We start from the raw sequence: 23,113 nt of genomic DNA on the forward strand, positions 1-23,113 counted from the left end.
AAATGCGGTAGCCCCGCGCAAGGCAGGGAGGTCAGCATGTCACTGCTCGGCAAGGCCGCCGTCGCGATGTGGTGGAGTGTCCGCCCGGAGCAGCGCAGCGAGTTCGGTGACTGGCATTCGCACGAGCACTTTCCCGAGCGGATGAGCATTCCCGGTTTTCGGCGCGGGTCACGCTGGACCAGCACGACTGACGCCGAGGGTTTCTTCGTGCTCTACGAGCTCGAGCACTACGACGTCCTCACGTCGAAGGGATATCTCGACCGGCTCAATGCGCCGACACCGTGGTCGACAAAGATGATGCCACATCATCTCGGCATGGTGCGCAGCCAGTGCCGGATCGCCGCGAGCTTTGGCGGCGGCATCGCAGGCGCGCTCGCCACCATCAGGCTGTCGCCGCTCTCTGGACGTTCCGCCGAGCTGCAGGCGCGCCTTCTCGATACGCTCGGTGCCCTTGCCTCGAAGCCGGGACTGACGGGCGCCCACCTCCTCCTGACCGATACGCCCAAGACGAGTTCGCCCACCACTGAACAGCAAATCCGCGGCAATGACGGTGCCGCCGACTGGATCATTCTGGTGTCAGGTTACGATATCGATGCGGTTGACGCTGTCATCGCCGGACAGCTCTCGCCGCCATCGCTTCAAAGAGCGGGCGCGCAGGATGGTCCGACGCCAGGTCGTTACAGATTGGCGTTCACAATGACACCGAATGACGTTGGGGCCTAGGCCGAGCCGATCAAAGAGCGCGCCGCTGCTCCGCAAAGAACTTCCTTGCCGCGGCTTGAAGTTTGCGCCCATCGTTTGGTCGTAGACCGACAATGAGCGCCTCCTGAACTCATTTGGGCGTCGAGCTCTTCTTGGAGGATTGTCCGCCAGGGGTGCTGCTGCCCGAGCCGTCCGTGGTGCCGGTCGACGAGGTCCCGGTCGTCATGCCGCCTTTGGTTTTGTCATTGTTCTTCGTGGTGTCGCTTGTTCCGCCCACCCCGGATTGCGCGCCTCCCTGTTGCTGACTGGGTTGCGCCATTGCGGTGGATCCCATCATCGAGGCGATCACTGCGCCCAGCATGAGCTTCTTGATCATCTGACCTGTCTCCTGTTCTGACTGCCAACAACAAGCCGATACGCTCCGTGTTCCTCACGTGCGCGGTTAAACCAGGAGAGAGCTTCTGCGCTCTGCGGTCCCTGCGCAGGCAGGGTTCTCGCATATGAGGGTTCGCGGTCCGGGCACCCGCGACAAAAAATCCGCAAAGTCCTGTCGGATCAGCGACGTCCCGGTCGTCCTCGTGACATGAATGGGCCATAGAGGCCAGCTCGGGCCCATCAACACTGAGGATAACAACCATGCCCAATACCGTCCGCCTGCACCGCGTTCTCGCCACCAGCCCGGAGAAGGTCTATCGCGCCTTCCTGGAAGCCGATGCGATGGCGAAATGGCTTCCGCCGAACGGCTTTACCTGCACCGTGCATCATTTCGAGCCCAAGGTCGGCGGCACGTTCAAGATGTCGTTCCGGAACTTCACGACGGGCAACAGCCATTCGTTCGGCGGCGAATATCTCGAGCTCGTGCCGGGCGAACGTCTCCGCTACACCGACAGATTCGACGACCCCAACCTGCCCGGCGAAATCCAGGTGACCGTGATCCTGAAGAAAGTCTCGGTCGGCACCGAGATCGACATCACGCAGGCCGGTATCCCCGACGTCATTCCACCGGAGGCGTGCTATCTCGGCTGGCAGGAATCGCTGCGTAATCTGGCCAGGCTCGTCGAGCCGGAGATCAATGAATAGCGGTCAGTATCTTAGGGTGGGCAAAGCGACTTGTCCGCCGTAGCTCGACGAGCGAAGGCGGAAGCGTGCCCACCAACGGTCTCTCAACCTCGCAAAGATGGTGGGCACGGCGCGCGAAGAGCGCGTCTTTGCCCACCCAACGGCACTTGCCAGATGGCGCGCACGGCGGAGCGCGCCTTTGCCCACGCGGCGGCACTGGTGTGCGGTCTTGATATGCATCAAGCCGTCAAGACGGCGAAGCGGCTAGGAGCAGAAGTCTTCCCTGCGCGCGTCGGAGGCGAAATGATGCGATCTGCTGTCGAATGGTTGATCATTGCCGGTGTTGCCGCCGGTTTCGCCACCGCGGCCAAGGGCGAAGACGTCGATATCGGCAAGGCGGAATTTCAGTCTTCGTGCGCGAGCTGTCATGGCGCCGATGCAAGGGGCAGCGGACCCGTCAGCAACCAGCTCAAGATCCGGCCTTCCGACTTGACCATGTTGACCAAGAACAACAACGGGGTGTTTCCCACCAACGCCGTTTACGAAACCATATACGGGTCGAAATCGGTTCCGGCGCACGGCACCCGTGAAATGCCGATCTGGGGCGAGCGGTTCAACCCCATCGTCAACCTGCCTCACGCCGTCGATTCCTATTATTGGCAAAAGGCAGGGCCGCAGCAGAACCCGGAGGTCGTCGTGCGGACTCGCATTCTCGCGGTGATCGACTACCTGAACCGAATTCAGCAGAAATAGCGATCGAACAGCGTCGCCGCACAGACGCCGAACGCCGCCTGCTATGCCTTCGCGGCAGGCCCTCCGCCTGCCGTCCAGCGCTCGGGATCCGGACTGTGCCCGATCAGCGCCAGGCCATAGGCGATCGACTCGAACTGGTCGCCGGACATCAGGCGCTCGTTGCCGAAGCGGTCAGCGAACAATTTTCGGACCGCAGGCACAAACGAGGTGCCGCCGGTCAGAAACACCTTCTCCACCTCGCGCGAGGCGATGCGGGCCTCGGCCAGCACCTTGTCGACGGTGGCACCTAACCGGGCGATATCGTCGGCAATCCAGGCTTCGAATTTCTTCCGCGTGATGGCCGCGCCGATGTCGACGCCGCCGCCCCTAAAGCGGAAGTCCACCTCGTCCTGCGCCGAGAGCGCCACCTTGGCGTCGGACACCGCGCGGTAAAGCGCAAAGCCGAGGTCGAGATCGACGATGGTGATGAAGTCCTCGAGCAGCTCGGGCTTCAGCGCGGTGCGCGCGAGCTCGCGGAGCTCGCGCAGATCGCCGTTGCTCTTCATCATCGCGAGCTGATGCCAGCGCGCCAGGTTCGTGTAGTGCCCGGTCGGGACCGGCAGCACCTTGTCGAACGAGCGGAAGCTGGAGCCCTTGCCGAGCCGCGGCGACACGATGTGGTCGACGATGCGATAGTCGAAGGTGTCGCCGGCAACGCCGATGCCGGCATGGCCGAGCGGCTCGGCGCGAAGAACGCCGCCCGCACGCGAGAAACGCATCACGGAAAAGTCGCTGGTGCCGCCGCCGAAATCGGCCACCAGCACGGTGGCATCGCGCTCCAGCCTGCGGGCAAACGAGAATGCCGCGCCCACGGGCTCGTAGACATAGCGCGCGTGGCCGGCGCCCAAGCGCTCGAACGCGGCGCGGTAGCGCTGCATCGCCAGCGCCTCGTCGGGATTGCCGCCGGCAAAGCGCACAGGGCGGCCGACCGTGATGTTCGCCGCCTCGAAGCCGAACTTGTCCCCGCCATGGCGCGCCAGCGTGCGCAGGAACGCCGCCAGGATGTCCTCGAATTTGTAGCGCTGCCGGAAGACTTGCGTGGTGTTGAAGCTCGAGCTCGCTGCGAAGGTCTTGAACGATTGCAGGAAGCGGTAGACGTGGCGTCCTTCGAGAAACTGCTCGATCGCCCATGGCCCGCCCTCGGCCTGGGCACCGGCGCCCGGCCGGTCCTCCCAGAAGCACAGGGCCGACACGTAGACGCTGTGGCGCTGCCCGCCATGGTCGAAGCGAATGGCTTCGACCCGGCGGTCGTCCGCCGCCAGCGCAACAACCGTGTTGCTCGTGCCAAAATCGATGCCGATCGAGACGGCGGGCGAGGCGCTCGACATGAACCACTCTGAATGATGCTTGGAAAGGGGGCAGAGCACTAACGGCTTTGCCGTCCCCTTGCAAGACCTGGTCCGAGATGGTCGAGCCCGGACCTCACGTCGCGTGGCTGGCAGGCACGTCGATCAGTTGGACTGATCGCCTCGACGCCAGGCCGGAAACGGATCGGCGAGAGCGGACCATGCGGCGATGTCCATGGTGGACGTATCAGGGACAAGGCATGCGTCCAGCCTGCCACGGATCTCGGCCTCGTCCATGCCGGTGCCGATGAACACGATCTCCTGGCGACGATCGCCGTACAGCTTGTCCCAATACTGGTCGAGCCGCTTGCGCCAGGCCTCATCGTTCGGCCACCGCTCCTTTGGAACGCTCGCCCACCAGAACCCCAGCGCTTCGGTCCTCACGATCGCTCCCGCCTGGCTGATCTCGCCGAGCCATTGCGGCCTCGTCGCCAGCCAGAAATGACCCTTCGCCCGGATCACGCCTGGCCAGGATGCCTTGACGAACTTGTCGAACTTCGCCGGATCGAACGGCCGGCGGGCGCGGTAGACGAAGTTCTTCACGCCATATTCCTGCGTTTCAGGCACGTGGTCGGCGAAACCATAGAGCTCCTTGTACCAGAGCGGATGCTGCTGGGCCTTCTCGAAGTCGAACCGGCCGGTGTTGAGCACGCGGTCGAACGGCACGCGGCTGTGATTGGCTTCGATGATGTCGGCTTCGGGATTCAACGAGCGGATGATCTGCCGTGCCGCCTCGCGCTGTTGCGGCGAGGCATCGTCCACCTTGTTGAGGACGATCACGTCGGCGAACTCGATCTGCTCCACGAGGAGATCGACCAGCGTCCGCTTGTCGCCGTCCAGCGCCTCGCCGCGCTCGCCGAGGAACTCGGTCGAGGAATAGTCCTTCAGCAGGTTGGCGGCGTCGACCACCGTCACCATCGTGTCCAGGTGGGCGATATCGGAGAGGCTTTCGCCCTCTTCCGAGCGGAAATCGAACGTCGCTGCGACCGGGAGCGGCTCCGAAATGCCCGTCGATTCGATCAGCAGATAATCGAAGCGCCCGCTTTCGGCGAGCGCACGTACTTCCCTCAGGAGATCGTCGCGCAGGGTGCAGCAGATGCAACCGTTGGTCATCTCCACCAGTTTCTCATCAGTCCGCGAGAGGTTGGCACCACCATCGCGGACCAGGTCCGCATCGATGTTCACCTCGCTCATGTCGTTCACGATTACCGCCACTTTCAAGCCGTGCCGATTGTTCAGGACGTGATTCAGCAAAGTGGTCTTTCCAGCCCCGAGGAAGCCGGACAAGACGGTGACGGGGAGTTTGGGCATGGAGATCGAACAGCCTCTTGAGGGGGATGGGCCGAGGACAACGAGACACGGCATCTCACTATGTAATGTTATAACATTACATTCTCTTTTCGACCTGACCCTGTCAAGGCGCTCGGCCCGCCCAGGGTTCGCCGCCTATGCCGCAATGCGGAAGAAAGAATGCTGCTATGCAAACAAGAACATGGACGCTGGCATCTGGCATACATAGATTGTTCCGAGAAATGAGACAGCAAGACTGACTGTTCTCAAGAAAGGGATTTCCGATGTCCAAGACCGCTTCCGTCGCTCTTGCGCCCTCCTCCTCGCTGTTCGCCCGCCTGATGGCCGCGATCGACGGCTTGCTGCTGGCGAGCGCCGAAATCTCCAATCGCAACGGGGACTTGCCGCATTTCGGCCTGTAAGAAGGCCTTCGCTCCCGCACCGAACGGGCGACGGCACAGAAGCCAAAAACACGTTGTTTGACCAAATGGCCCCGCTTGTCGGGGCCATTTCTGTTTGGCAGCGCCCTCCCTCGCAGGCGAGCGGAACTGCGACGATTAGTCCGCCGAGGCCAACCGACGATTCCGGTTGTTTGTCTACTGGCATTTCGCATACCATCCATTCAAACAAGAACGGTTGCACGATTCAAAAGTGTAAGGACGGGGAAGCGTAACGCAGGACGGAAGGCCGAGTGGCAAGTTTTGCCGCGCCCTTGGCGAAGCCTTAGCCGAAAGATGCGGATGCCGCGCGTTATCCCTGCTCATACAGTTTCTATCGGGACTGCCATGGGTGCTAGACCGCAAGGGTAATCCCGGGGCATGTGACTCGGGATGGGCTAACGCAAGCCGACAAAGAGCGGCTGCGTTGAGGGTTCGACAGGGAGTGAACAAGATGAAGCCATTCGTTCTGAATGTCGCGTTGGCGGCAATGGTGATGTCGTGCGCGAGCAGCACCGCTAGCCGTGCCGCCTGGGAGCCGGTCCGTCCGGTCGAGTTCATCGTGCCCGCGGGCACAGGCGGCGGCGCCGACCAGATGGCGCGCACCATCCAGGGCATCGTCACCAAGCACAATCTGATGAAGCAGCCGCTGGTCGTCATCAACAAGGCCGGCGGCGCAGGCGGTGAAGGCTTCCTCGATGTGAAGACGTCGGCGAACAATCCGCACAAGATCATCATCACGCTGTCGAACCTGTTCACGACGCCGCTGGCGACGGGCATCCCCTTCAACTGGAAGGATTTGACTCCGGTCGCGATGCTGGCGCTCGACGAGTTCGTGCTTTGGGTCAATGCCGAGAAGCCGTACAGCTCCGTCAAGGACTATGTTGAGGCCGCGAAGAAGGCACCAAGCGGCACGTTCAAGATGGGCGGCACCGGGTCCAAGCAGGAAGACCAGATCATCACGGTCGGGATCGAGAAGGCCATCGACGCCAAGTTCACCTACATTCCCTACAAGGGCGGCGGCGAAGTCGCGGTGCAGCTGGTCGGCAACCACGTCGATTCGACCGTCAACAACCCGATCGAGGCGGTCGCGCAATGGCGCGGCGGCAAGCTCCGTCCGCTCTGCGTGTTCGACGCCCAGCCGATGGCCTATGACGAGCCGATCGCCGAGGGCAAGGCCTGGAAGGATATTCCGACCTGCAAGTCGCAGGGCCTTGCGATGGAATATCTCATGCTGCGCGGCATCTTCATGTCGCCCAAGGCCACGAAGGACCAGGTCGAATATTACGTCGAGCTGTTCAAGAAGGTCCGCGCCACGCCGGAATGGCAGGAGTTCATGAAGAGCGGCGCCTTCAACACGACCTTCCTGACCGGCGCCGATTACGCCAAGTGGATCGAGGCGGAGGAGAAGCGGCACGAAAGCCTGATGAAGGAAGCCGGCTTCCTCGCATCGAATTGAGCCTGGCATCGATGACGGCCGAGGATGCTGCGCGTCCTCGCGCCGGCAGCGACTGCGAAAGACTGCATTTCCGCCTGGAGGCTTCATGACTGAACGATCCCGATCCGAATCCGGCCCCGCACACAAGACGCTGGAAATCGGCATGGCGCTGCTGATCGGTGTGTTCGGCCTCATCGTGATCTTCGGCAGCCTCAAGGCCGGCATCAATTGGGGCCCGGAGGGGCCGCGCGCCGGATTTTTCCCGTTCTATATCGGCGCGGCCATCGTCGCGGCGAGTGCGATCAACGTCTGGAACGCGCAGCGCGACGACGACGGACGGTTGTTCGCCGAATGGGGGCAGCTGCGCCAGGTCATGAGCGTCGTGGTGCCGACCGCCATCTACGTCGGCACAATGCCGTTCATCGGCCTTTACGTCGGCTCGATGCTCTTCATCGCCTGGTTCATGCGCTGGCTCGGCGGCTATCGCTGGCTGACCGTCGCAGCGGTGGCGGTCGGCATGCCGGTCGTGACTTACCTCGTTTTCGAGCGCTGGTTCCTCGTCCCTCTGCCCAAGGGGCCGCTCGAGGAATGGCTCGGCCTGTGAGACCCATCCACCCATTCAATTGCTGCTGCAGGACGTTTTGACATGGAAGAGTTGGCCAATCTGTTTCACGGCTTCGCGGTCGCCCTGCAGCCCTACAACATCATGCTGATGGTGATCGGCATCACGCTCGGCGTCCTCATCGGCGTGCTGCCGGGGCTCGGGGGCGCCAACGGCGTCGCGATCCTGCTTCCGCTGACCTTCAGCATGCCGCCGACATCGGCCATCATCATGCTGTCCTGCATCTATTGGGGCGCATTGTTCGGGGGAGCCATCACCTCGATCCTGTTCAACATCCCTGGCGAGCCATGGTCGGTGGCGACCACCTTCGACGGCTATCCGATGGCCCAGCAGGGCAAGCCCGGCGAGGCCCTGACGGCGGCCTTTACCTCCTCCTTCGTCGGCGCGCTGTTTGCCGTCGTCATGATCACGCTGGTTGCGCCGCTCGTCGCGGGCTTTGCGCTTCGATTTGGGCCGGCGGAGAAGTTCGCGGTGTATTTCCTCGCCTTCTGCTCCTTCGTCGGCCTCAGCAAGGAGCCGCCGTTCAAGACCATCGCCGCAATGATGATCGGCTTTGCGCTCGCGGCGGTCGGGCTGGACTCGATCACCGGACAATTGCGGCTGACCTTCGGCATCACCGAACTGCTCAACGGCTTCGACTTCCTGATCGCCGTGATCGGCCTGTTCGGCATCGGCGAGATCCTGCTGACCATGGAGGAAGGGCTCGCCTTCCGCGGCGGCAAAGCCAGCATCAACCTTCGTGTCGTGCTCCAGACCTGGCGCGAGTTGCCCGCCTATTGGATGACATCGCTGCGGTCCTGCCTGATCGGCTGCTGGATGGGCGTCACCCCGGCCGGCGCGACGCCTGCTTCCTTCATGAGCTACGGCATCGCCAAGCGGCTGGCGCGACGCGGCAACAATTTCGGCAAGGGCGAGATCGAGGGCGTGATCGCGCCGGAGACGGCCGCACACGCCGCCGGCACCGCGGCGCTGCTGCCGATGCTGTCGCTCGGCGTGCCGGGCTCGCCGACCGCCGCCGTGCTGCTCGGCGGCCTCTTGATCTGGGGCCTGCAGCCTGGCCCGATGCTGTTCGTCGAGCAGAAGGAATTCGTCTGGGGCCTGATCGCCTCGATGTATCTCGGCAATCTCGTCGGGCTCATCGTCGTACTCACCTGCGTGCCGATCTTCGCCGCGATCCTGCGCGTACCCTTCGGCATCATCGCGCCGTTGATCCTGGTGCTCTGCGCGATCGGCGCCTATTCGGTGCACAACAGCACCTTCGACGTGATGCTGATGTTGGTGTTCGGCGTGATCGGCTATCTCCTGAAGAAGTGCAATTACCCGCTCGCGCCGCTGGTGCTCGCCATCGTGCTCGGCGACAAGGCCGAGGAAGCCTTCCGACAATCGCTGCTGGGCTCGCAAGGATCGCTCGGGGTGTTCTTCTCCAACGGCCTCGTCAGCACCATCATGGCGCTCGGCTTGGTCGCCCTGTTCTGGTCCGCGATCCAGGAAGGCTACAGCCGGCTGCGCACGTCGATGGCGTGAGGCGGGATCTGCGCAATCCGCATCGGTACCGACGCCAAATTGCCGCACTCCAGACTTCTGGAATATAGAATTCCAGGAATTGCGCCGTCTCCCGCCGACGGCGCCTCGGCGCACGCGACCAATGCAGGCCTGCAAGAACGCCAAGTGCATAGGCTTTCAACAACGCCCCGCGACGTCGCCGATCCGAGATAAAGCGCTGTAAAAACAGCCTCTTAGCTTTAATCAACTGCAATCGCCGCCATCACGCCGACGCGATCGGGCTTTACATTTCCGCGTTCATAGCGCATGTGAACAAGCCCGCGCTATTTCGCCGCACCCTCCCGTCCTCGCTTGAATCTTGGCATATTGCATACCAGAGTGCGCGCCAGCGCATGCATAAAAATGATGGGCGCGTTTGGGAGGGTTTTTGATGACGGACATGGTGCAGTCGGCAGCAGCGGCCCCGAGTGCCGCGCGCGTAAGCGATGCCTATCGCTGGGCGCAATTGGCGATCGGTGTGGCGGCGATGGTGATGATCGCCAACTACCAATATGGCTGGACGTTCTTCGTCCCCGACATCCAGAAGACGTTCGGCTGGGATCGTGCCTCGATCCAATGGGCCTTCACGCTCTTCGTGTTGTTCGAGACCTGGCTGGTGCCGGTTGAAGGATGGTTCGTCGACAAATACGGCCCGCGCATCGTGGTGCTGGTCGGCGGCGTGCTCTGCGCTATCGGCTGGGCGATCAACGCGCAGGCGACCTCGCTGAACGGCTACTATCTCGGCATGATCATCGCAGGCATCGGCGCCGGCGGCGTCTACGGCACCTGCGTCGGCAACGCGCTGAAATGGTTTCCGGACAAGCGCGGTCTTGCGGCCGGCATCACGGCGGCCGGCTTCGGGGCAGGCTCCGCGCTGACCGTGGCGCCGATCCAGGCCATGATCAAGGACAGCGGATTCCAGACCACCTTCCTCTATTTCGGCCTCGGGCAAGGCATCATCATCTGCCTCCTCGCCTTCTTCCTGCTCGCGCCGAAAGCGGGCCAGGTGCCGCACGTGGTGGCGAATGCCAATATCATCCAGACCCGGCGCAACTATCAGCCGACCGAAGTGCTGCGCCAGCCGATCTTCTGGCTGATGTACTTCATGTTCGTGATCGTCGGCGCGGGTGGACTGATGGTCACCGCGAACTTGAAGCCGATCGCGGTTGACTGGAAGGTCGACAGCGTCCCTGTGACGCTGATGGCGGTGACGATGACGGCGGTGACCTTCGCGGCCACGATCGACCGCGTGCTCAACGGCCTGACGCGTCCGTTCTTCGGCTGGATCTCCGACATGATCGGCCGCGAGAACACGATGTTCATCGCCTTCGGCATGGAAGGGTTCGGCATCTGGATGCTCTACCTCTGGGGCCACGATCCGGTCTGGTTCGTGCTGCTCTCGGGCTTCGTGTTCTTCGCCTGGGGTGAGATCTACTCGCTATTCCCCTCGACTTGCACCGACACGTTCGGCACCAAGTTCGCGACCACCAATGCCGGCCTGCTCTACACCGCGAAGGGCACCGCCGCGCTGCTGGTGCCGATCGCCAACTACATGCAGCAGACATCGGGGACCTGGGACAGCGTGTTCATCATCGCGGCCGGCGCCAACATCCTGGCTTCGGTACTGGCGATCGCGGTGCTCAAGCCCTGGCGCAAGGTCGTGGTCGCGAAATCGACGATCTGACCGGCGATACAATTCAGCAAGCACGACGCCCGGCCTCACGGCCGGGCGTTTTTTCTTTGGCGATCGTCGCATCGCCTCGCCGGGGCGCGGGCGGAGCCACCAAGAAGTGACAAGTTAGGGCTTGCAATCTGGAATATCGTATACCAATCTCCGCGTCGCGCCTGCGACGATAAGCCACAATACTCGCGACACCAGGTCGTCTTGCGATCCTGTGTCACGGACAATCAGGCGCTGGGAGGTTCTCGATGATTTCCAGCCCGGACGGCGCCGTCACCGCCGCGCCGCTTCGCACCGGTTTCCGCTGGCTCCAGCTCGGCATGGGCATCGTCTGCATGGCGATGATCGCCAATCTGCAATATGGCTGGACGCTGTTCGTCGATCCGATCGATGCCGCCCACCACTGGGGGCGCACCGCGATCCAGCTCGCCTTCACCATCTTCGTCGTCACCGAGACCTGGCTGGTGCCGGTCGAGGCCTGGTTCGTCGACAAATACGGCCCGCGCATCGTCATCATGTTCGGCGGCGTGATGATCGCACTGTCCTGGATCCTCAACGCCTCCGCTGACAGCCTCACCCTGCTCTATGCGGCGGCGATCGTCGGCGGCATGGGCGCGGGTGCCGTGTACGGCACCTGCGTCGGCAACGCGCTGAAATGGTTTCCCGACCGCCGCGGCCTCGCGGCGGGCGCGACCGCCGCCGGCTTCGGCGCAGGGGCCGCGATCACCATCGTGCCGATCGCGAGCATGATCGCCTCGAGCGGCTATCAGCACGCCTTCCTCACCTTCGGCATCGCCCAGGGCCTCGTCGTGTTCGTGCTCGCCTTCTTCATCCAGCCGCCGCGCCTCTCCATTCCGCCGAAGAAGAAGCAGATCAACCTGCCGCAGACCAGGATCGATTTCACCCCGCCGCAAGTGCTGCGCAGCCCTGTTTTCTGGGCGATGTATCTCGTCTTCGTCATGGTCGCTTCCGGCGGACTGATGACTGCGGCGCAGATCGCCCCGATCGCACACGACTTCAAGATCGCCGACAAGCCGGTGACGCTCGCCGGCTTCCAGATGGCGGCGCTGACCTTCGCGATCTCGCTCGACCGCATCTTCGACGGATTCGGGCGACCCTTCTTCGGCTGGGTCTCCGACACGATCGGCCGCGAGCCCACCATGTTCATCGCCTTCGGCACCGCGGCCTTGATGCTGCTGACGCTCTCGGCCTATGGCCAGGTGCCTGTCGTCTTCGTGCTGGCCACCGCGGTTTATTTCGGCGTGTTCGGCGAGATCTATTCGCTGTTCCCCGCGACCTGCGGCGACACCTTCGGTGCGAAGTTCGCAACCACCAACAACGGCATGCTCTACACCGCGAAGGGCACGGCTTCCCTGCTCGTCCCGCTCGCGAGCGTGATCTCGACCGCCTATGGCTGGAAGGCCGTGTTCGTGGTGGCGGTGGCGCTGAACGCCACGGCGGCGCTGATGGCGCTGCTCGTGATCAAACCGCTGCGCCGCGCCTTCATCCTCGGCCAGGAAGCCGAGCGCACGGAGACCGCAAGCGGAACCGCCAAGACCGAGACGGCGTAAGGCGCCGCACCTTGCCGGCTTGCAGAGGGGCGCAGCGATGCGCCCCTTTCTTTTTGGGCACGGCGATAATGTCAGTACGCCTGTCGCAAGATTTTTCGGATCCGCCAAATCCAGCGCTTGACGATTGGCATTATGTATACCACACTTCCTCACCACTCACCCAGGGAGGTTGCAATGCTGGTCGGAGACATTCTGCGCAAGAAGACGCCGCGCGTTGTCACGGTACGTATGAACGAAACGGTGGGGATCGCGGCCAAGCTGATGCGCGCCAACAATATCAGCGCGCTGGTGGTCAAGGATGTGGTCCGCTCCGAGGGCAACACCGCGGTCGGCATGTTCACCGAGCGCGACGTGGTGCGCGCCGTCGCGGAGCACGGCGCGGGCGCCGTCAACGTCAAGGTCTCCCAGCTGGTCTCGGTGCAGCAGCTGGTGTCCTGCACCTCCACCGACACGATCGAGCACGTCCGGCATCTGATGAACCGTCATCACATCCGCCATCTGCCCGTGATCGACGATTACAGCCTCGTCTCCGTCATCAGCATGCGCGACATCGCCGCGGCGATGGACGAGGCGCTCAACGGCACGCCGCAAGCGGCGGCTTAAAGCATGATCCGGAAAGCGCGCAGCGGTTTTCCGACAAGATCATGCTCAAACAATAGACTAAAGCGCATCGCGCTTTAGAGCGGCAAAACTTCCCCCTGCGACTGCCGGCCCCGGCTCGGATCCTTCCGAGCCGGACCGGATCTTTCGTCCCAAAATCCGTCTCTGCTCGCGAGGATTTCATGAAGATCTGCATCTACGGCGCCGGCGCGATCGGCGGATATCTCGGGGTTCAGCTCGCGCGCGCGGGCGCCGACGTCAGCCTGATCGCACGCGGCGCGCACCTTGCCGCCATGCGCGAGCGCGGCCTGACGCTGCTCGCGGGCGAGGAAAAGCACACCGTTCATCCGCGCTGCACCGATGACCCCACCGAGCTCGGCGTGCAGGACTTCATCATCATCACGCTGAAGGCCCATTCGATCACCGGCGTAATCGAAAAGATGCAGCCGCTGCTCGGGCCTCACACCCGCATCGTCACCGCCGTCAACGGCATTCCCTATTGGTACTTCTACAAGCACGGCGGCCAATACGAGAGCTCGACGCTGGAGAGCATCGATCCCGGCGGCCGGCAATGGCGTGAGCTGGGGGCCGAGCGCGCCATCGGCTGCATCGTCTATCCCGCCACCGAGATCGAGGCGCCCGGCGTGATCCGCCACGTCTACGGCAACAACTTTCCGCTCGGCGAGCCCTCGGGCGAAATCACCTCCGACGTGCAGCACCTCGCCGATCTCTTCGTCGCCGCCGGCCTGAAGGCTCCCGTGCTCGACCGCATCCGCGACGAGATCTGGCTGAAGCTCTGGGGCAATGTCTGCTTCAACCCGATCAGTGCGCTGACCCACGCCACGCTCGACGTGATCTGCACCGATCCCGCCACGCGCGCACTGTCGCGCGCGATCATGATGGAGACGCAAACCATCGCCGAGAGCTTCGGCGTCAAGTTCCGCGTCGACGTCGAGCGCCGCATCGAAGGGGCGCGCAAGGTTGGTGCGCACAAGACCTCGATGCTGCAGGATCTCGAGCGCGGTCGCCCGATGGAGATCGATCCGCTCGTCACCGTGGTGCAGGAGATGGGCCGGCTCACCGGCATCGCCACGCCCGCGCTCGATTCGGTGCTGGCAATGGTGACGCAGCGCGCCCGCATCGCCGGTCTCTATGACGGCGTTACACCGGCTGATCCGCGCGCACTGGCGGTGGCGTGATGACGAGCGTGACCAAATGGCTGCGCTTCCGCCATGCCGGAACGACGGGATTCGGCACGCTGACGTCCTCCGGCATCACCGTGCACGAGGGCGACATGTTCGGTCGCAACGCCGCAACGGGCAAGATTTTGGCGCTCTCGGAGGTCGAGTTGCTTGCGCCTGCGTGCCCAGCAAGATCGTCGCGCTCTGGAATAATTTCCACGCGCTCGCGGCCAAGCTGAACCAGCCCAAACCGCCGGAGCCGCTGTACCTGCTCAAGGCCACCACCAGCATCGCCGCACCCGGCGCCGTGATCCGCCGCCCGTCTCATTACGACGGCAAGACCACCTATGAGGGCGAGCTCGGCATTGTCATCGGCAGGACCTGCGCCCGTGTCTCGCCAGATGAGGCCGACGGCTTCATCTTCGGCTACACCTGCGTCAACGACATTACCGCCAACGACATCCTGACGCGCGACCCCACCTTCGCCCAATGGGCCCGCGCCAAGGGCATCGACGATTACGGTCCGTTCGGCCCTGTGATCGCGACCGGTCTCGATCCGGCAAAACTCACGGTTCGCACCATCCTCAACGGCGCGGAGCGGCAGAACTACCCGATCTCGGACTTGATCTTCAGCGCGCAGGAGCTGGTGAGCAGGATCTCGCACGACATGACCCTCTCGCCCGGCGACCTCATCGCGGTCGGCACCTCGATCGGCGTCGGCGTGATGAAGGAGCCCGTGAACACGGTGACCGTCGCGATCGACGGCATCGGCGAGCTCACCAACGAATTTCGGCTGTAGACTTTTTCGCCGCCGCAGAGCAGCAAAATTGATCTGGCGCAAACCCGCCGTCGCGGCCAAGGCTACCCTCCCCGGCAAAAGATTGATTTCTGATGCAAGGGAGGACGCACATGTCGAATGCCGGCAACGCACTGCTGTGGACCGTGCTGTACTTCGCTCTCTCGTTCGCCGCGATCTTCGTGGTCTGGTTCGCCGATAGGATTCGGTCGAACTTGCTCGGGAAGCGATAGCCCCAGGGCACGTTGCTTCGTCCTAGCGCTGGCGGCTGGCCTGGTGCAAGCGGGCCGGCACAGGGACGTGGGCGCCACCTCGCATCTTCCCGCAGCGCCTGGCGTTGACGGAATCCCGGTGCTGCGCGCTCCCGGCAAGCCCAGCGGGCCCCCGTCGGCACCAAGGGTCGGTCGCGCTCCGAAACATCCAGACACATCACATCTTCGCGCGCCCGAGCAATGCCGCCAACATGTCCCGTGCGCGCCGCAACTTGGACGCATTCGGCCGCCCTTTTGGGAGGCGTGTCTGGGGGCACGGCATGACCGTGTTTGGACCAAACCTTCTAGGGGTATCACTGTGAAGAAGATTGTATTTGCTCTGGGTGCCACGCTTGCTTTTGCGACGGCTGCAAACGCTGCGGATCTGCCGCGCCGGCAGCCGGTGCCAGCCTATCCGGGCGAGCAGGCGCCAATCGGCAAGATGCCGATCGGCAAGAGCCCGATTGGAAAGGCCCCGATCGGCAAGGCGCCGGGCCCGGTCGCCGCGCGCTACTGAGGCGCAGCGAAATACGCGTCAGACATTTGCGCTCGATGGTCGAGGGGGAATAGCGTGACGAACAAAGCTGGTCGATCGGGATCCTGCATCCTCGCGGGCTTCGCTCTTGCAGCTATGCTCTCATGCACGACGCCCTCGGCCTCGGCCCATGAGACCGACAAGCAGACCGACAGGCGCGTTGCCGATGCGAACGCGCTTGCTACGACCGACACTGCCCCGCGGCCACAGCCGCAATCGACGCGGCGCTCGGTCGCGCGGGCGGAGAAAGGCCCCTATTACGTCGACTTCCGCGCCCGCACGGCTGCGAGCTGGGGCCATGCCTTCGTCTGGTACGGCAAGACCAGCGAGAAGGCCGTCGAGGTTGCGGGCCTGACGCCGGCGGGCGATACGCTCGCTTACGTGCTCGGTCACATCACCTTTGTGCCATCCGAGACCGGCGCCAGCTACGGCGATCTCGATCCGGAATATCTGACCGCGAGCTATCGGGTCTACCTGAACGAAGCCGACGCCAAGCGCGTGTTCGCCTACATCAAGGAGTTGCAGGCCAGCTCGCCAGTCTGGAATGCCGAGACCATAAACTGTACCGGCTTCATCGGCGACATCGCGGAGTTCATGGGATTGAAGGTCCCCCATCGCTGGCAGCGCCCGGAAAACTTCGTCAACAGCCTCAAGGAAATCAACGGCGGGCGCCAGATGGTGCGGCTGTCGGCGAAGTAGCTCTTCGCCCCATATTCGGTGTCATTGCCCGCGGAGGCGGGCAATCCAGTATTCCAGAGACTGCGAGGGTAGAGCCGAGAGGTCGCGGCGTACTGGATACCCCGCCTTCGCGGGGTATGACGGCGGAGTTTGAGGAAAGAGCTTGCCCTCGTCAGGCAGCAGCGCACCCCAATTATCCGCCCCGCGGAATCTCCTCGCCTTCCGCATGGTCGCCCCGCCGGGCGGCGCAATAGACTTTTCCCACCCCCAGCGGCATCCTGCCGCCATCAACCGAGAACAAAGCGCCACGCGGGGCGCGGGGGAAACAGATCATGTTGCAGACACGGTTCACCAAGCTCGTCGGCGTCCAGCACCCGATCGTTCAGGGCGGCATGCAATGGGTCGGACGCGCCGAGCTGGTCGCAGCCGTCGCCAATGCCGGCGCGCTCGGCTTCATCACCGCGCTGACCCAGCCGACGCCGGAGGACCTGACCAAGGAGATCGCGCGCTGCCGCGACCTCACGGACAAGCCGTTCGGCGTCAACCTCACCATCCTGCCGGCGATCAAGCCGCCGCCCTATGCCGAGTACCGCGCCGCGATCATCGAGAGCGGCATCAAGGTGGTCGAGACCGCCGGCAACAAGCCGCAGGAGCATGTCGACGAATTCAGGAAACACGGCGTCAAGGTCGTGCACAAATGCACCAGCGTCCGTCACGCGCTCTCGGCCGAGCGGATGGGCGTCGACGCCATCTCGATCGACGGCTTCGAATGCGCCGGCCATCCCGGCGAGGACGACACGCCCGGCCTGATCCTGATCCCGGCCGCCGCCGACAAGATCAAGATTCCGATGATCGCCTCGGGCGGCTTTGCCGATGGCCGCGGCCTGGTCGCGGCGCTGGCGCTGGGAGCCGAGGGCATCAACATGGGCACCCGTTTCATGGCCACCAAGGAGAGCCCGATCCATCAGCTCATCAAGGAGAAGATCGTCGCCAATGACGAGCGCGAGACCGAGCTGATCTTCCGCACCATGCGCAACACCTCGCGCGTGGCCAAGAACGCGGTCTCGACCAAGGTCGTCGCGATGGAGAAGGAAGGCGCCAAGTTCGAGGACATCCGCGAGCTCGTCGCCGGTGCCCGCGGCAAGATGGTCTATGCCACCGGCAATTCCGACGAAGGCATCTGGTCGGCCGGCCAGGTGCAGGGCCTGATCCAGGACATCCCGAGCTGTGCCGAGCTCGTCTCCCGCATCGTGCGCGAGGCGGAGGCGATCATTCGCAGCCGGCTTGAGGGGATGATCGTTCAGTCACAACGCGAAGCGGCGGAATAATCACTGCAAGACGTGAGAGTATTGCATGAAAGCCTACGTCTACGGCCCTGAAGGCGCGGGGATTTCCGACGTCGCTCAACCAAAGCCCAAAGGCACGCAGGTGCTCGTCCGCGTTCGCGCCTGCGGCCTCAACCGCGCCGACACCGGCATGCGCAAGGGCCACGCCCATGGCGCGGCCGGCGGCGTCGGCACCGTGCTGGGCATGGAATGGGCCGGTGAGGTCGCCGAGCTCGGGCCCGATGCGAAGGGCGTGAAGATCGGCGACCGCATCATGGGATCGGGCGGCGCGGCGTTCGCCGAATATACGCTGGCCGATCACGGCCGGCTGTTTCACGCGCCCTCGAACATGAATTTCGAGGAGGCCGCCACCCTCCCCGTCGCGCTCGCGACCATGCACAACGCCGTCGTCACGATCGGCGGGGTGCAGGCTGGCCAGAGCGTGCTGGTCCAGGGTGCGAGCTCCGGCGTCGGGCTGATGGCAATGCAGATCGCCCGGCTCAAGGGCGCGAAGCTGGTGATCGGCTCGTCCACCGACGCGTATCGCCGCGGCCGGCTGAAGGAGTATGGCGCCGACCTCGCCGTCGACAGCTCCGATCCGAAATGGGTCGACGAGGCGCTGAAGGCGACGAACGGCGAAGGCGTCAACCTCGTCGTCGACCAGGTCTCGGGCAAGGTCGCCAACCAGAACCTCGCCGCGACGAAGATCAAGGGCCGCATCGTCAATGTCGGCCGCCTCGGCGGCACCCATGCCGACTTCAATTTCGACCTGCACGCGGCCCGCCGCATCGACTATGTCGGCGTCACCTTCCGTACCCGTACCATCGAGGAGGTCCGCGAGATCTTTGCCGAGGTCCGCAGGGACATCTGGGGCGCGGTGGAATCGCGCAAGCTGCAACTGCCGATCGACAAGGTGTTCGCGTTCGACGACATCGACAAGGCGTTCGAGCACATGGAAGCGAACAAGCATCTGGGGAAGATCGTGGTGACGGTGCCGTAGGGCGCCGGCAGCGGCCCGGTAGGGTGGGCAAAGCGAAGCGTGCCCACGATCTGCATCCATCGCGGACGAATGGTGGGCACGGCGCTAACGCGCCTTTGCCCACCCTACGGGGCCGGAGCAAGGCGTAGACCGCTCCTGCAACTCACTAGCGACTACATCCTGTGGATCATCGCTTGATGTCCCACACGGGGCTGCTAAATCCCCGCCCATGACCTCCCAGCATGACAAAACCTCGGTCGCGGCCATCTCGATCTTCGCCAGCGGCGGCATGGCGGCGGCCAAGTTCGCGGTCGGGATCGCGATCGGCTCGCTGGCGCTGATCTCGGAAGCCCTGCATTCCCTGATCGACCTGGTTGCGACCATTATCACCTGGGCGGTGGTGCGGGTGTCCGACAAGCCCGCCGACGAGGAGCACCATTACGGCCACGGCAAGCTGGAAAGCATCTCCGCGCTCGGCGTCACCGCCCTGCTCTACGTGCTGGCCGGGGGCATCCTGGTTGAGGCCTATAGCCGGCTGCGCGAGGGAACCCCGCCGCCGACCATCTCGGCCGTGCCGTTCGTGGTGCTGGTGATCGATATCGCCGTCAATCTCTGGCGCGCCCGCGCCCTGCACCATGCTGCGCGGGAGACCAGAAGCCAGGCCTTGGCGGCCGACGCGCTGCATTTCGCCTCGGACGTGATGGGCTCCTGCGCCGTGATCGTGGGCCTGATCCTGGCCGGGCTCGGCTTCTGGTGGGGCGACACCGCGGCGGCCGCAGCGGTTGCCGTGATGATCGCAGCGCTCGGCCTGCGCATGGCCGGCTCGACCGTGCAGACGCTGGTCGATCGCGCTCCCGAAGGCGCGCAGGAGAAGGCCAAAGCGGCGATCCGCAGCGTGCCCGGCGTGATCGACGTCGAACGCTTGCGCGTGCGCATGGTCGGAGCGACCACGTTCATCGACACTATCGCGAAGGTGCCGCGGACCTATCCGATCGACCGGGTCGAGGACATCAAGCGCAACGCGCAGGCCGCCGTCGCCAAGGCTTTCGGCGATGCCGACCTTACCTTCGCCGCAGTGCCCGTCGCGCGCGACAACGAGACCGTGCGCGACCGCATCATGGTGATCGCGCGCAATTCCGCCCTCGCCGTCCACCACGTCACGGTGCACGATCTCGGCGTCAAGCTGATCGTCAGCATCGACCTCGAGGTCGATGCCAACATGCAGCTCGAGGCCGCGCACGACATCGCCAACACGCTGGAGCGCAACATCCAGGAGGAGTTCGGCGAGGACGTCGAGGTCGACGTTCACATCGAGCCGCTGGAACCGGAACTTCCGTTCGGGGTCGATGCCACGCCGGACCGGGTGCGGACCATCGCCGCCGCGCTGACGGAATATGCCGCCGGCAGCGAGATCCACGACATCCACAATGTGCGGGTCCGCAACACCGACGCCGGCGAGATCGTCAACTTCCACTGCCGCGCAACACCGTCGATGAGCGTGATCAAGGTGCACGAGCATGTCGACGCGATCGAGCGTGCGTTGCGGCGCGCGTTCCCGAGCGTGAAGCGCGTCATCAGCCACGCCGAGCCGCCGCGGGCGTGATGAAGAATGCGCGGCGAGTCACACGTTCTCGTTTCGGACTCGTTGCACCCGTGCCTTTGCGGACGCGCGACGCACAAACTGCGTGTTGGATAAGAATAATTTCGCGTTAACGATTCGTTGACTCTCGACAGCCCGCGAAAACTGGATTCAAATCGGTGTGATTCGGAAGTGACGTGGGGCTGCTTCCGGAACTCGTTTTTCAGGGGGCCGAAGGCATGTCGCGTGCAGACGCCGCGAACGCGTGCGTCCAATCCGATTCGATCAAGGGATTGGCGCAATCGATCGCGAAACCTGCCTATCATCGGCTGTTGATCGCGGAGCCGGCGCTGCGTCGCGCCGTGCCGACGCTCATCATCGCCTTCCTGATCACGATCTGCCTCGGTGCCTTCGTGCAGGTGGTCGATCAAACGCGCCAGAAGCGGCTGGTGATCCGACACGACATTTCGGCGCTCGCCGACCTGCTCGCCGAGCGCATCGACCGCCTCACTTCGGTTCGCCAGGAGCGGCTCAAGACCATCGAGGGCCTGCCGACGCTGCTGCCTGATCTCATTCCGTCCTGGGCCACGGCCTCGGGCCGGCACGTCATCGTCACCTCCGCCGGCATCGACCGCCGCATCCTCGCGCGCATCCCGGCCGACAGCGACCCGATCGGCAACGACCGCCTGCTCGATGCGATCACGACCGCGCAGCTGGTCGCGGCGCCGCCACGCGACGCCAACGTCTCCGACCTGACGCTGCCGAGCGGCAACGCGGCGATGGCGACCTCGCGGCAGATCAAGTCACTGCCCGGCTTCGTCACCGTGATCCAGGAGCGCAACGAGCCGATCTGGGGCTCGGACGCCGCGCTTTCGGTGACGCTGTCGGCGACCACGGGCTTCGTCGTCCTGATCCTGGGCTTCGCCTTCCACTGGCAGTCGACCCGCGCCCGCGAAGGCGATCTCATCAACGACGCGGTGCGCGGCCGCATCGACACCGCGCTCAACCGCGGCCGCTGCGGGCTGTGGGACTGGGACCTGTCGCGCGGCCGGATCTTCTGGTCGCAGTCGATGTTCTCGATCCTCGGTCTCGACGGCCGTCACGAACTCCTCACCTTCGGAGAGGTCAATGCGCTGGTGAAGTCCGACGACATCGACCTGTTCGCGATCGCCGACCAGCTCATCTCCGAGAAGATCGACCATATCGACCAGACCTTCCGCATGCAGCATGTCGACGGCCACTGGATCTGGCTCCGCGTCCGCTGCGAGAAGACGCGCGGGGCGACCGATTCCAGCGTCCACCTGATCGGGATCGCGGTCGACATCACCGAGCAGAAGAGCCTCGCCGAAAAGACCGTGGAAGCCGACCTCCGCCTGCGCGACGCGATCGAGACCATTCCGGAGGCCTTCGTGCTGTGGGATGCGAGCGACCGCCTGGTGCTCTGCAACTCGCACTTCCAGCGCCTGCACAAGCTGCCCGACACCGCGGTCATCCCCGGCACCTCCTACGAGACCGTGCTCGAGGTCGGCCGCATGCCGGAGGTGCGCACCCGCCACAACGAGACCGCGGCCCAGGGCCCGGGCGCACGCACCTTCGAGGCGCAGCTCGATGACGGCAGCTGGCTGCACATCAGCGAGCGCCGCACCAAGGACGGCGGCTACGTCTCGGTCGGCACCGACATCACCCGCATCAAGGAGCACGAGCAGAAGCTGGTCGACAACGATCTGCGCCTGCGCGCCACCGTCATCGACCTCAAGCGCTCGCAGGCCGCGCTGGAGCGCCAGGCGGTCGAGCTCGCCGACCTCGCCGAGAAGTACCAGCGCGAGAAGACCCGCGCCGAGGAAGCCAACCAGACCAAGTCGAAATTCCTCGCCAATATGAGCCACGAGCTGCGCACGCCGCTCAATGCCATCATCGGCTTCTCCGAGATCATGGGGTCGGGCATGTTCGGCGAGCTCGGCAGCGAGAAGTACCAGGAATATTGCCAGGACATCCTGACCAGCGGCCATTATCTGCTCGAGGTCATCAACGACATCCTCGACATGTCCAAGATCGAGGCCGGCCGCATGAAGCTCGACATGGAAGAGCTCGACCTCGCGCAGACGCTCGCCGAATCGTTGAGGGTCGTCACCGGCCGTGCGCAGGACAAGCACCTGACGCTCGATGCCGACATCGCAAAATCCATCTCGGTCGTCGCCGACCGCCGCGCCACCAAGCAGATCATCGTCAACCTGCTCTCCAACGCCGTGAAGTTCACGCCCGACGGCGGACGGGTCGTGGTGCGCAGCCGGCAGCTCGACGACAGGATCGTGCTGATGATCGCCGACACCGGCATCGGCATCGCACCGCATTCGCTGGCGCGGCTCGGGCGTCCCTTCGAGCAGGTCGAGAGCCAGCTCACCAAGACCTATCACGGCTCGGGCCTCGGCCTTGCCATCGCCCGCTCACTGGCGCAGCTCCACGGCGGCTCGATGCGCCTGCGCTCGAAGATCGACGTCGGCACTGTCGTGCGCGTGACCCTGCCGCGGGATGCGGTGAAGGCGGGATCGGGGATATCGGCTGCGGCTTAAAACCGCGAGCAACGATCGAGTCAGTTTCGATCTGGGATGCCCTTCTCCCCTTGTGGGAGAAGGTGGCGCGAAGCGCCGGATGAGGGGTGTCTATCCACGCGCAATACTTTCGGGAGGAGAGATACCCCTCACCCGTCTG

Annotated in this window: 20 protein-coding genes and 1 pseudogene; 18 read left to right on the top strand and 3 right to left on the bottom strand. The window is 64.1% G+C overall.

Translation table 11 applies throughout. From position 1 onward, the window contains the following. Nucleotides 1–36 precede the first annotated feature (36 nt). Nucleotides 37–723: a hypothetical protein gene (locus XF30_RS26895; protein ID WP_109144351.1), complete on the top strand. Its 687-nt coding sequence runs from the start codon at nt 37–39 to the stop codon at nt 721–723. A 109-nt stretch (nt 724–832) separates the two neighbouring features. Here XF30_RS26895 and XF30_RS26900 read toward each other — a convergent pair whose 3' ends face one another. Beyond that, nucleotides 833–1,078, bottom strand: coding sequence for a hypothetical protein (locus XF30_RS26900; protein ID WP_036005707.1), 246 nt, complete (start codon nt 1,076–1,078; stop codon nt 833–835). Nucleotides 1,079–1,338: 260 nt separating this feature from the next. On the opposite strand from XF30_RS26900, the gene XF30_RS26905 reads away from it, so the two are divergent. Beyond that, the gene (locus XF30_RS26905; protein ID WP_036023321.1) at nt 1,339–1,782 is read left to right on the top strand and encodes an SRPBCC family protein; all 444 of its coding nucleotides are present in this window, start codon (nt 1,339–1,341) and stop codon (nt 1,780–1,782) included. A 153-nt stretch (nt 1,783–1,935) separates the two neighbouring features. Beyond that, entirely contained in the window at nt 1,936–2,514 is a 579-nt protein-coding gene (locus XF30_RS26910) for a c-type cytochrome (protein WP_244609028.1), read from the top strand. 41 nt (nt 2,515–2,555) lie between these two features. On the opposite strand, the gene XF30_RS26915 is transcribed toward XF30_RS26910, so the two are convergent. Both XF30_RS26915 and zigA read right to left on the bottom strand, forming a co-directional pair. After that, the gene (locus XF30_RS26915) at nt 2,556–3,881 is read right to left on the bottom strand and encodes an Hsp70 family protein (protein ID WP_109144352.1); all 1,326 of its coding nucleotides are present in this window, start codon (nt 3,879–3,881) and stop codon (nt 2,556–2,558) included. 123 nt (nt 3,882–4,004) lie between these two features. Further along, entirely contained in the window at nt 4,005–5,210 is a 1,206-nt protein-coding gene (gene zigA, locus XF30_RS26920; RefSeq protein WP_036023317.1) for a zinc metallochaperone GTPase ZigA, read from the bottom strand. A gap of 263 nt (nt 5,211–5,473) precedes the next feature. Between zigA and XF30_RS38690 the strand changes: the two genes are divergently transcribed. The 15 genes and pseudogenes from XF30_RS38690 (at nt 5,474) to XF30_RS26990 (ending at nt 22,974) form a co-directional block, all read left to right on the top strand. Then, complete coding sequence (locus tag XF30_RS38690; RefSeq protein ID WP_192893267.1) at nt 5,474–5,611, top strand: hypothetical protein; 138 nt, start codon at nt 5,474–5,476, stop codon at nt 5,609–5,611. 469 nt (nt 5,612–6,080) lie between these two features. After that, nucleotides 6,081–7,085: a Bug family tripartite tricarboxylate transporter substrate binding protein gene (locus XF30_RS26925; protein WP_036005923.1), complete on the top strand. Its 1,005-nt coding sequence runs from the start codon at nt 6,081–6,083 to the stop codon at nt 7,083–7,085. An 85-nt stretch (nt 7,086–7,170) separates the two neighbouring features. Then, complete coding sequence (locus XF30_RS26930) at nt 7,171–7,668, top strand: tripartite tricarboxylate transporter TctB family protein (protein WP_109144353.1); 498 nt, start codon at nt 7,171–7,173, stop codon at nt 7,666–7,668. A gap of 42 nt (nt 7,669–7,710) precedes the next feature. After that, complete coding sequence (locus tag XF30_RS26935; RefSeq protein WP_036005721.1) at nt 7,711–9,210, top strand: tripartite tricarboxylate transporter permease; 1,500 nt, start codon at nt 7,711–7,713, stop codon at nt 9,208–9,210. A gap of 409 nt (nt 9,211–9,619) precedes the next feature. Further along, complete coding sequence (gene oxlT / locus XF30_RS26940; RefSeq protein ID WP_036005723.1) at nt 9,620–10,912, top strand: oxalate/formate MFS antiporter; 1,293 nt, start codon at nt 9,620–9,622, stop codon at nt 10,910–10,912. Between the two features lie 245 nt (nt 10,913–11,157). Continuing rightward, the gene (gene oxlT, locus XF30_RS26945) at nt 11,158–12,480 is read left to right on the top strand and encodes an oxalate/formate MFS antiporter (RefSeq protein ID WP_036005726.1); all 1,323 of its coding nucleotides are present in this window, start codon (nt 11,158–11,160) and stop codon (nt 12,478–12,480) included. A gap of 174 nt (nt 12,481–12,654) precedes the next feature. After that, nucleotides 12,655–13,083 (top strand): CBS domain-containing protein, encoded by a 429-nt coding sequence (locus XF30_RS26950; protein ID WP_036005729.1) that lies wholly within the window; start codon nt 12,655–12,657, stop codon nt 13,081–13,083. A gap of 179 nt (nt 13,084–13,262) precedes the next feature. Continuing rightward, nucleotides 13,263–14,279, top strand: coding sequence for a 2-dehydropantoate 2-reductase (locus XF30_RS26955; protein WP_109144354.1), 1,017 nt, complete (start codon nt 13,263–13,265; stop codon nt 14,277–14,279). Then, nucleotides 14,279–15,060 (top strand): annotated as a pseudogene (locus tag XF30_RS26960) (fumarylacetoacetate hydrolase family protein). The gene XF30_RS26955 and the pseudogene XF30_RS26960 overlap by 1 nt, the downstream one beginning before the upstream one ends. A 567-nt stretch (nt 15,061–15,627) precedes the next feature. Continuing rightward, a complete protein-coding gene (locus tag XF30_RS26965) occupies nt 15,628–15,825 on the top strand; it encodes a hypothetical protein (RefSeq protein WP_198399686.1) in 198 nt (65 codons plus the stop codon). Between the two features lie 54 nt (nt 15,826–15,879). Beyond that, entirely contained in the window at nt 15,880–16,542 is a 663-nt protein-coding gene (locus XF30_RS26970; protein WP_109144355.1) for a hypothetical protein, read from the top strand. A gap of 311 nt (nt 16,543–16,853) precedes the next feature. Continuing rightward, on the top strand, nt 16,854–17,849 hold the full coding sequence (locus tag XF30_RS26975; RefSeq protein ID WP_036005739.1) for an NAD(P)H-dependent flavin oxidoreductase: 996 nt from the start codon (nt 16,854–16,856) through the stop codon (nt 17,847–17,849). A 25-nt stretch (nt 17,850–17,874) separates the two neighbouring features. Continuing rightward, nucleotides 17,875–18,846 (top strand): zinc-binding dehydrogenase, encoded by a 972-nt coding sequence (locus XF30_RS26980; protein WP_109144356.1) that lies wholly within the window; start codon nt 17,875–17,877, stop codon nt 18,844–18,846. A gap of 208 nt (nt 18,847–19,054) precedes the next feature. Next, nucleotides 19,055–20,428 carry a cation-efflux pump gene (locus XF30_RS26985; RefSeq protein WP_036005745.1) on the top strand — a complete coding sequence of 458 codons (1,374 nt, stop codon included), beginning with the start codon at nt 19,055–19,057 and terminating at the stop codon, nt 20,426–20,428. 215 nt (nt 20,429–20,643) lie between these two features. Next, complete coding sequence (locus tag XF30_RS26990; RefSeq protein WP_036005929.1) at nt 20,644–22,974, top strand: PAS domain-containing sensor histidine kinase; 2,331 nt, start codon at nt 20,644–20,646, stop codon at nt 22,972–22,974. The last annotated feature ends 139 nt before the right edge of the window (nt 22,975–23,113 follow it).

It is taken from the genome of Bradyrhizobium sp. SUTN9-2 (assembly GCF_003122645.1).
Lineage (GTDB): Bacteria > Pseudomonadota > Alphaproteobacteria > Rhizobiales > Xanthobacteraceae > Bradyrhizobium > Bradyrhizobium yuanmingense.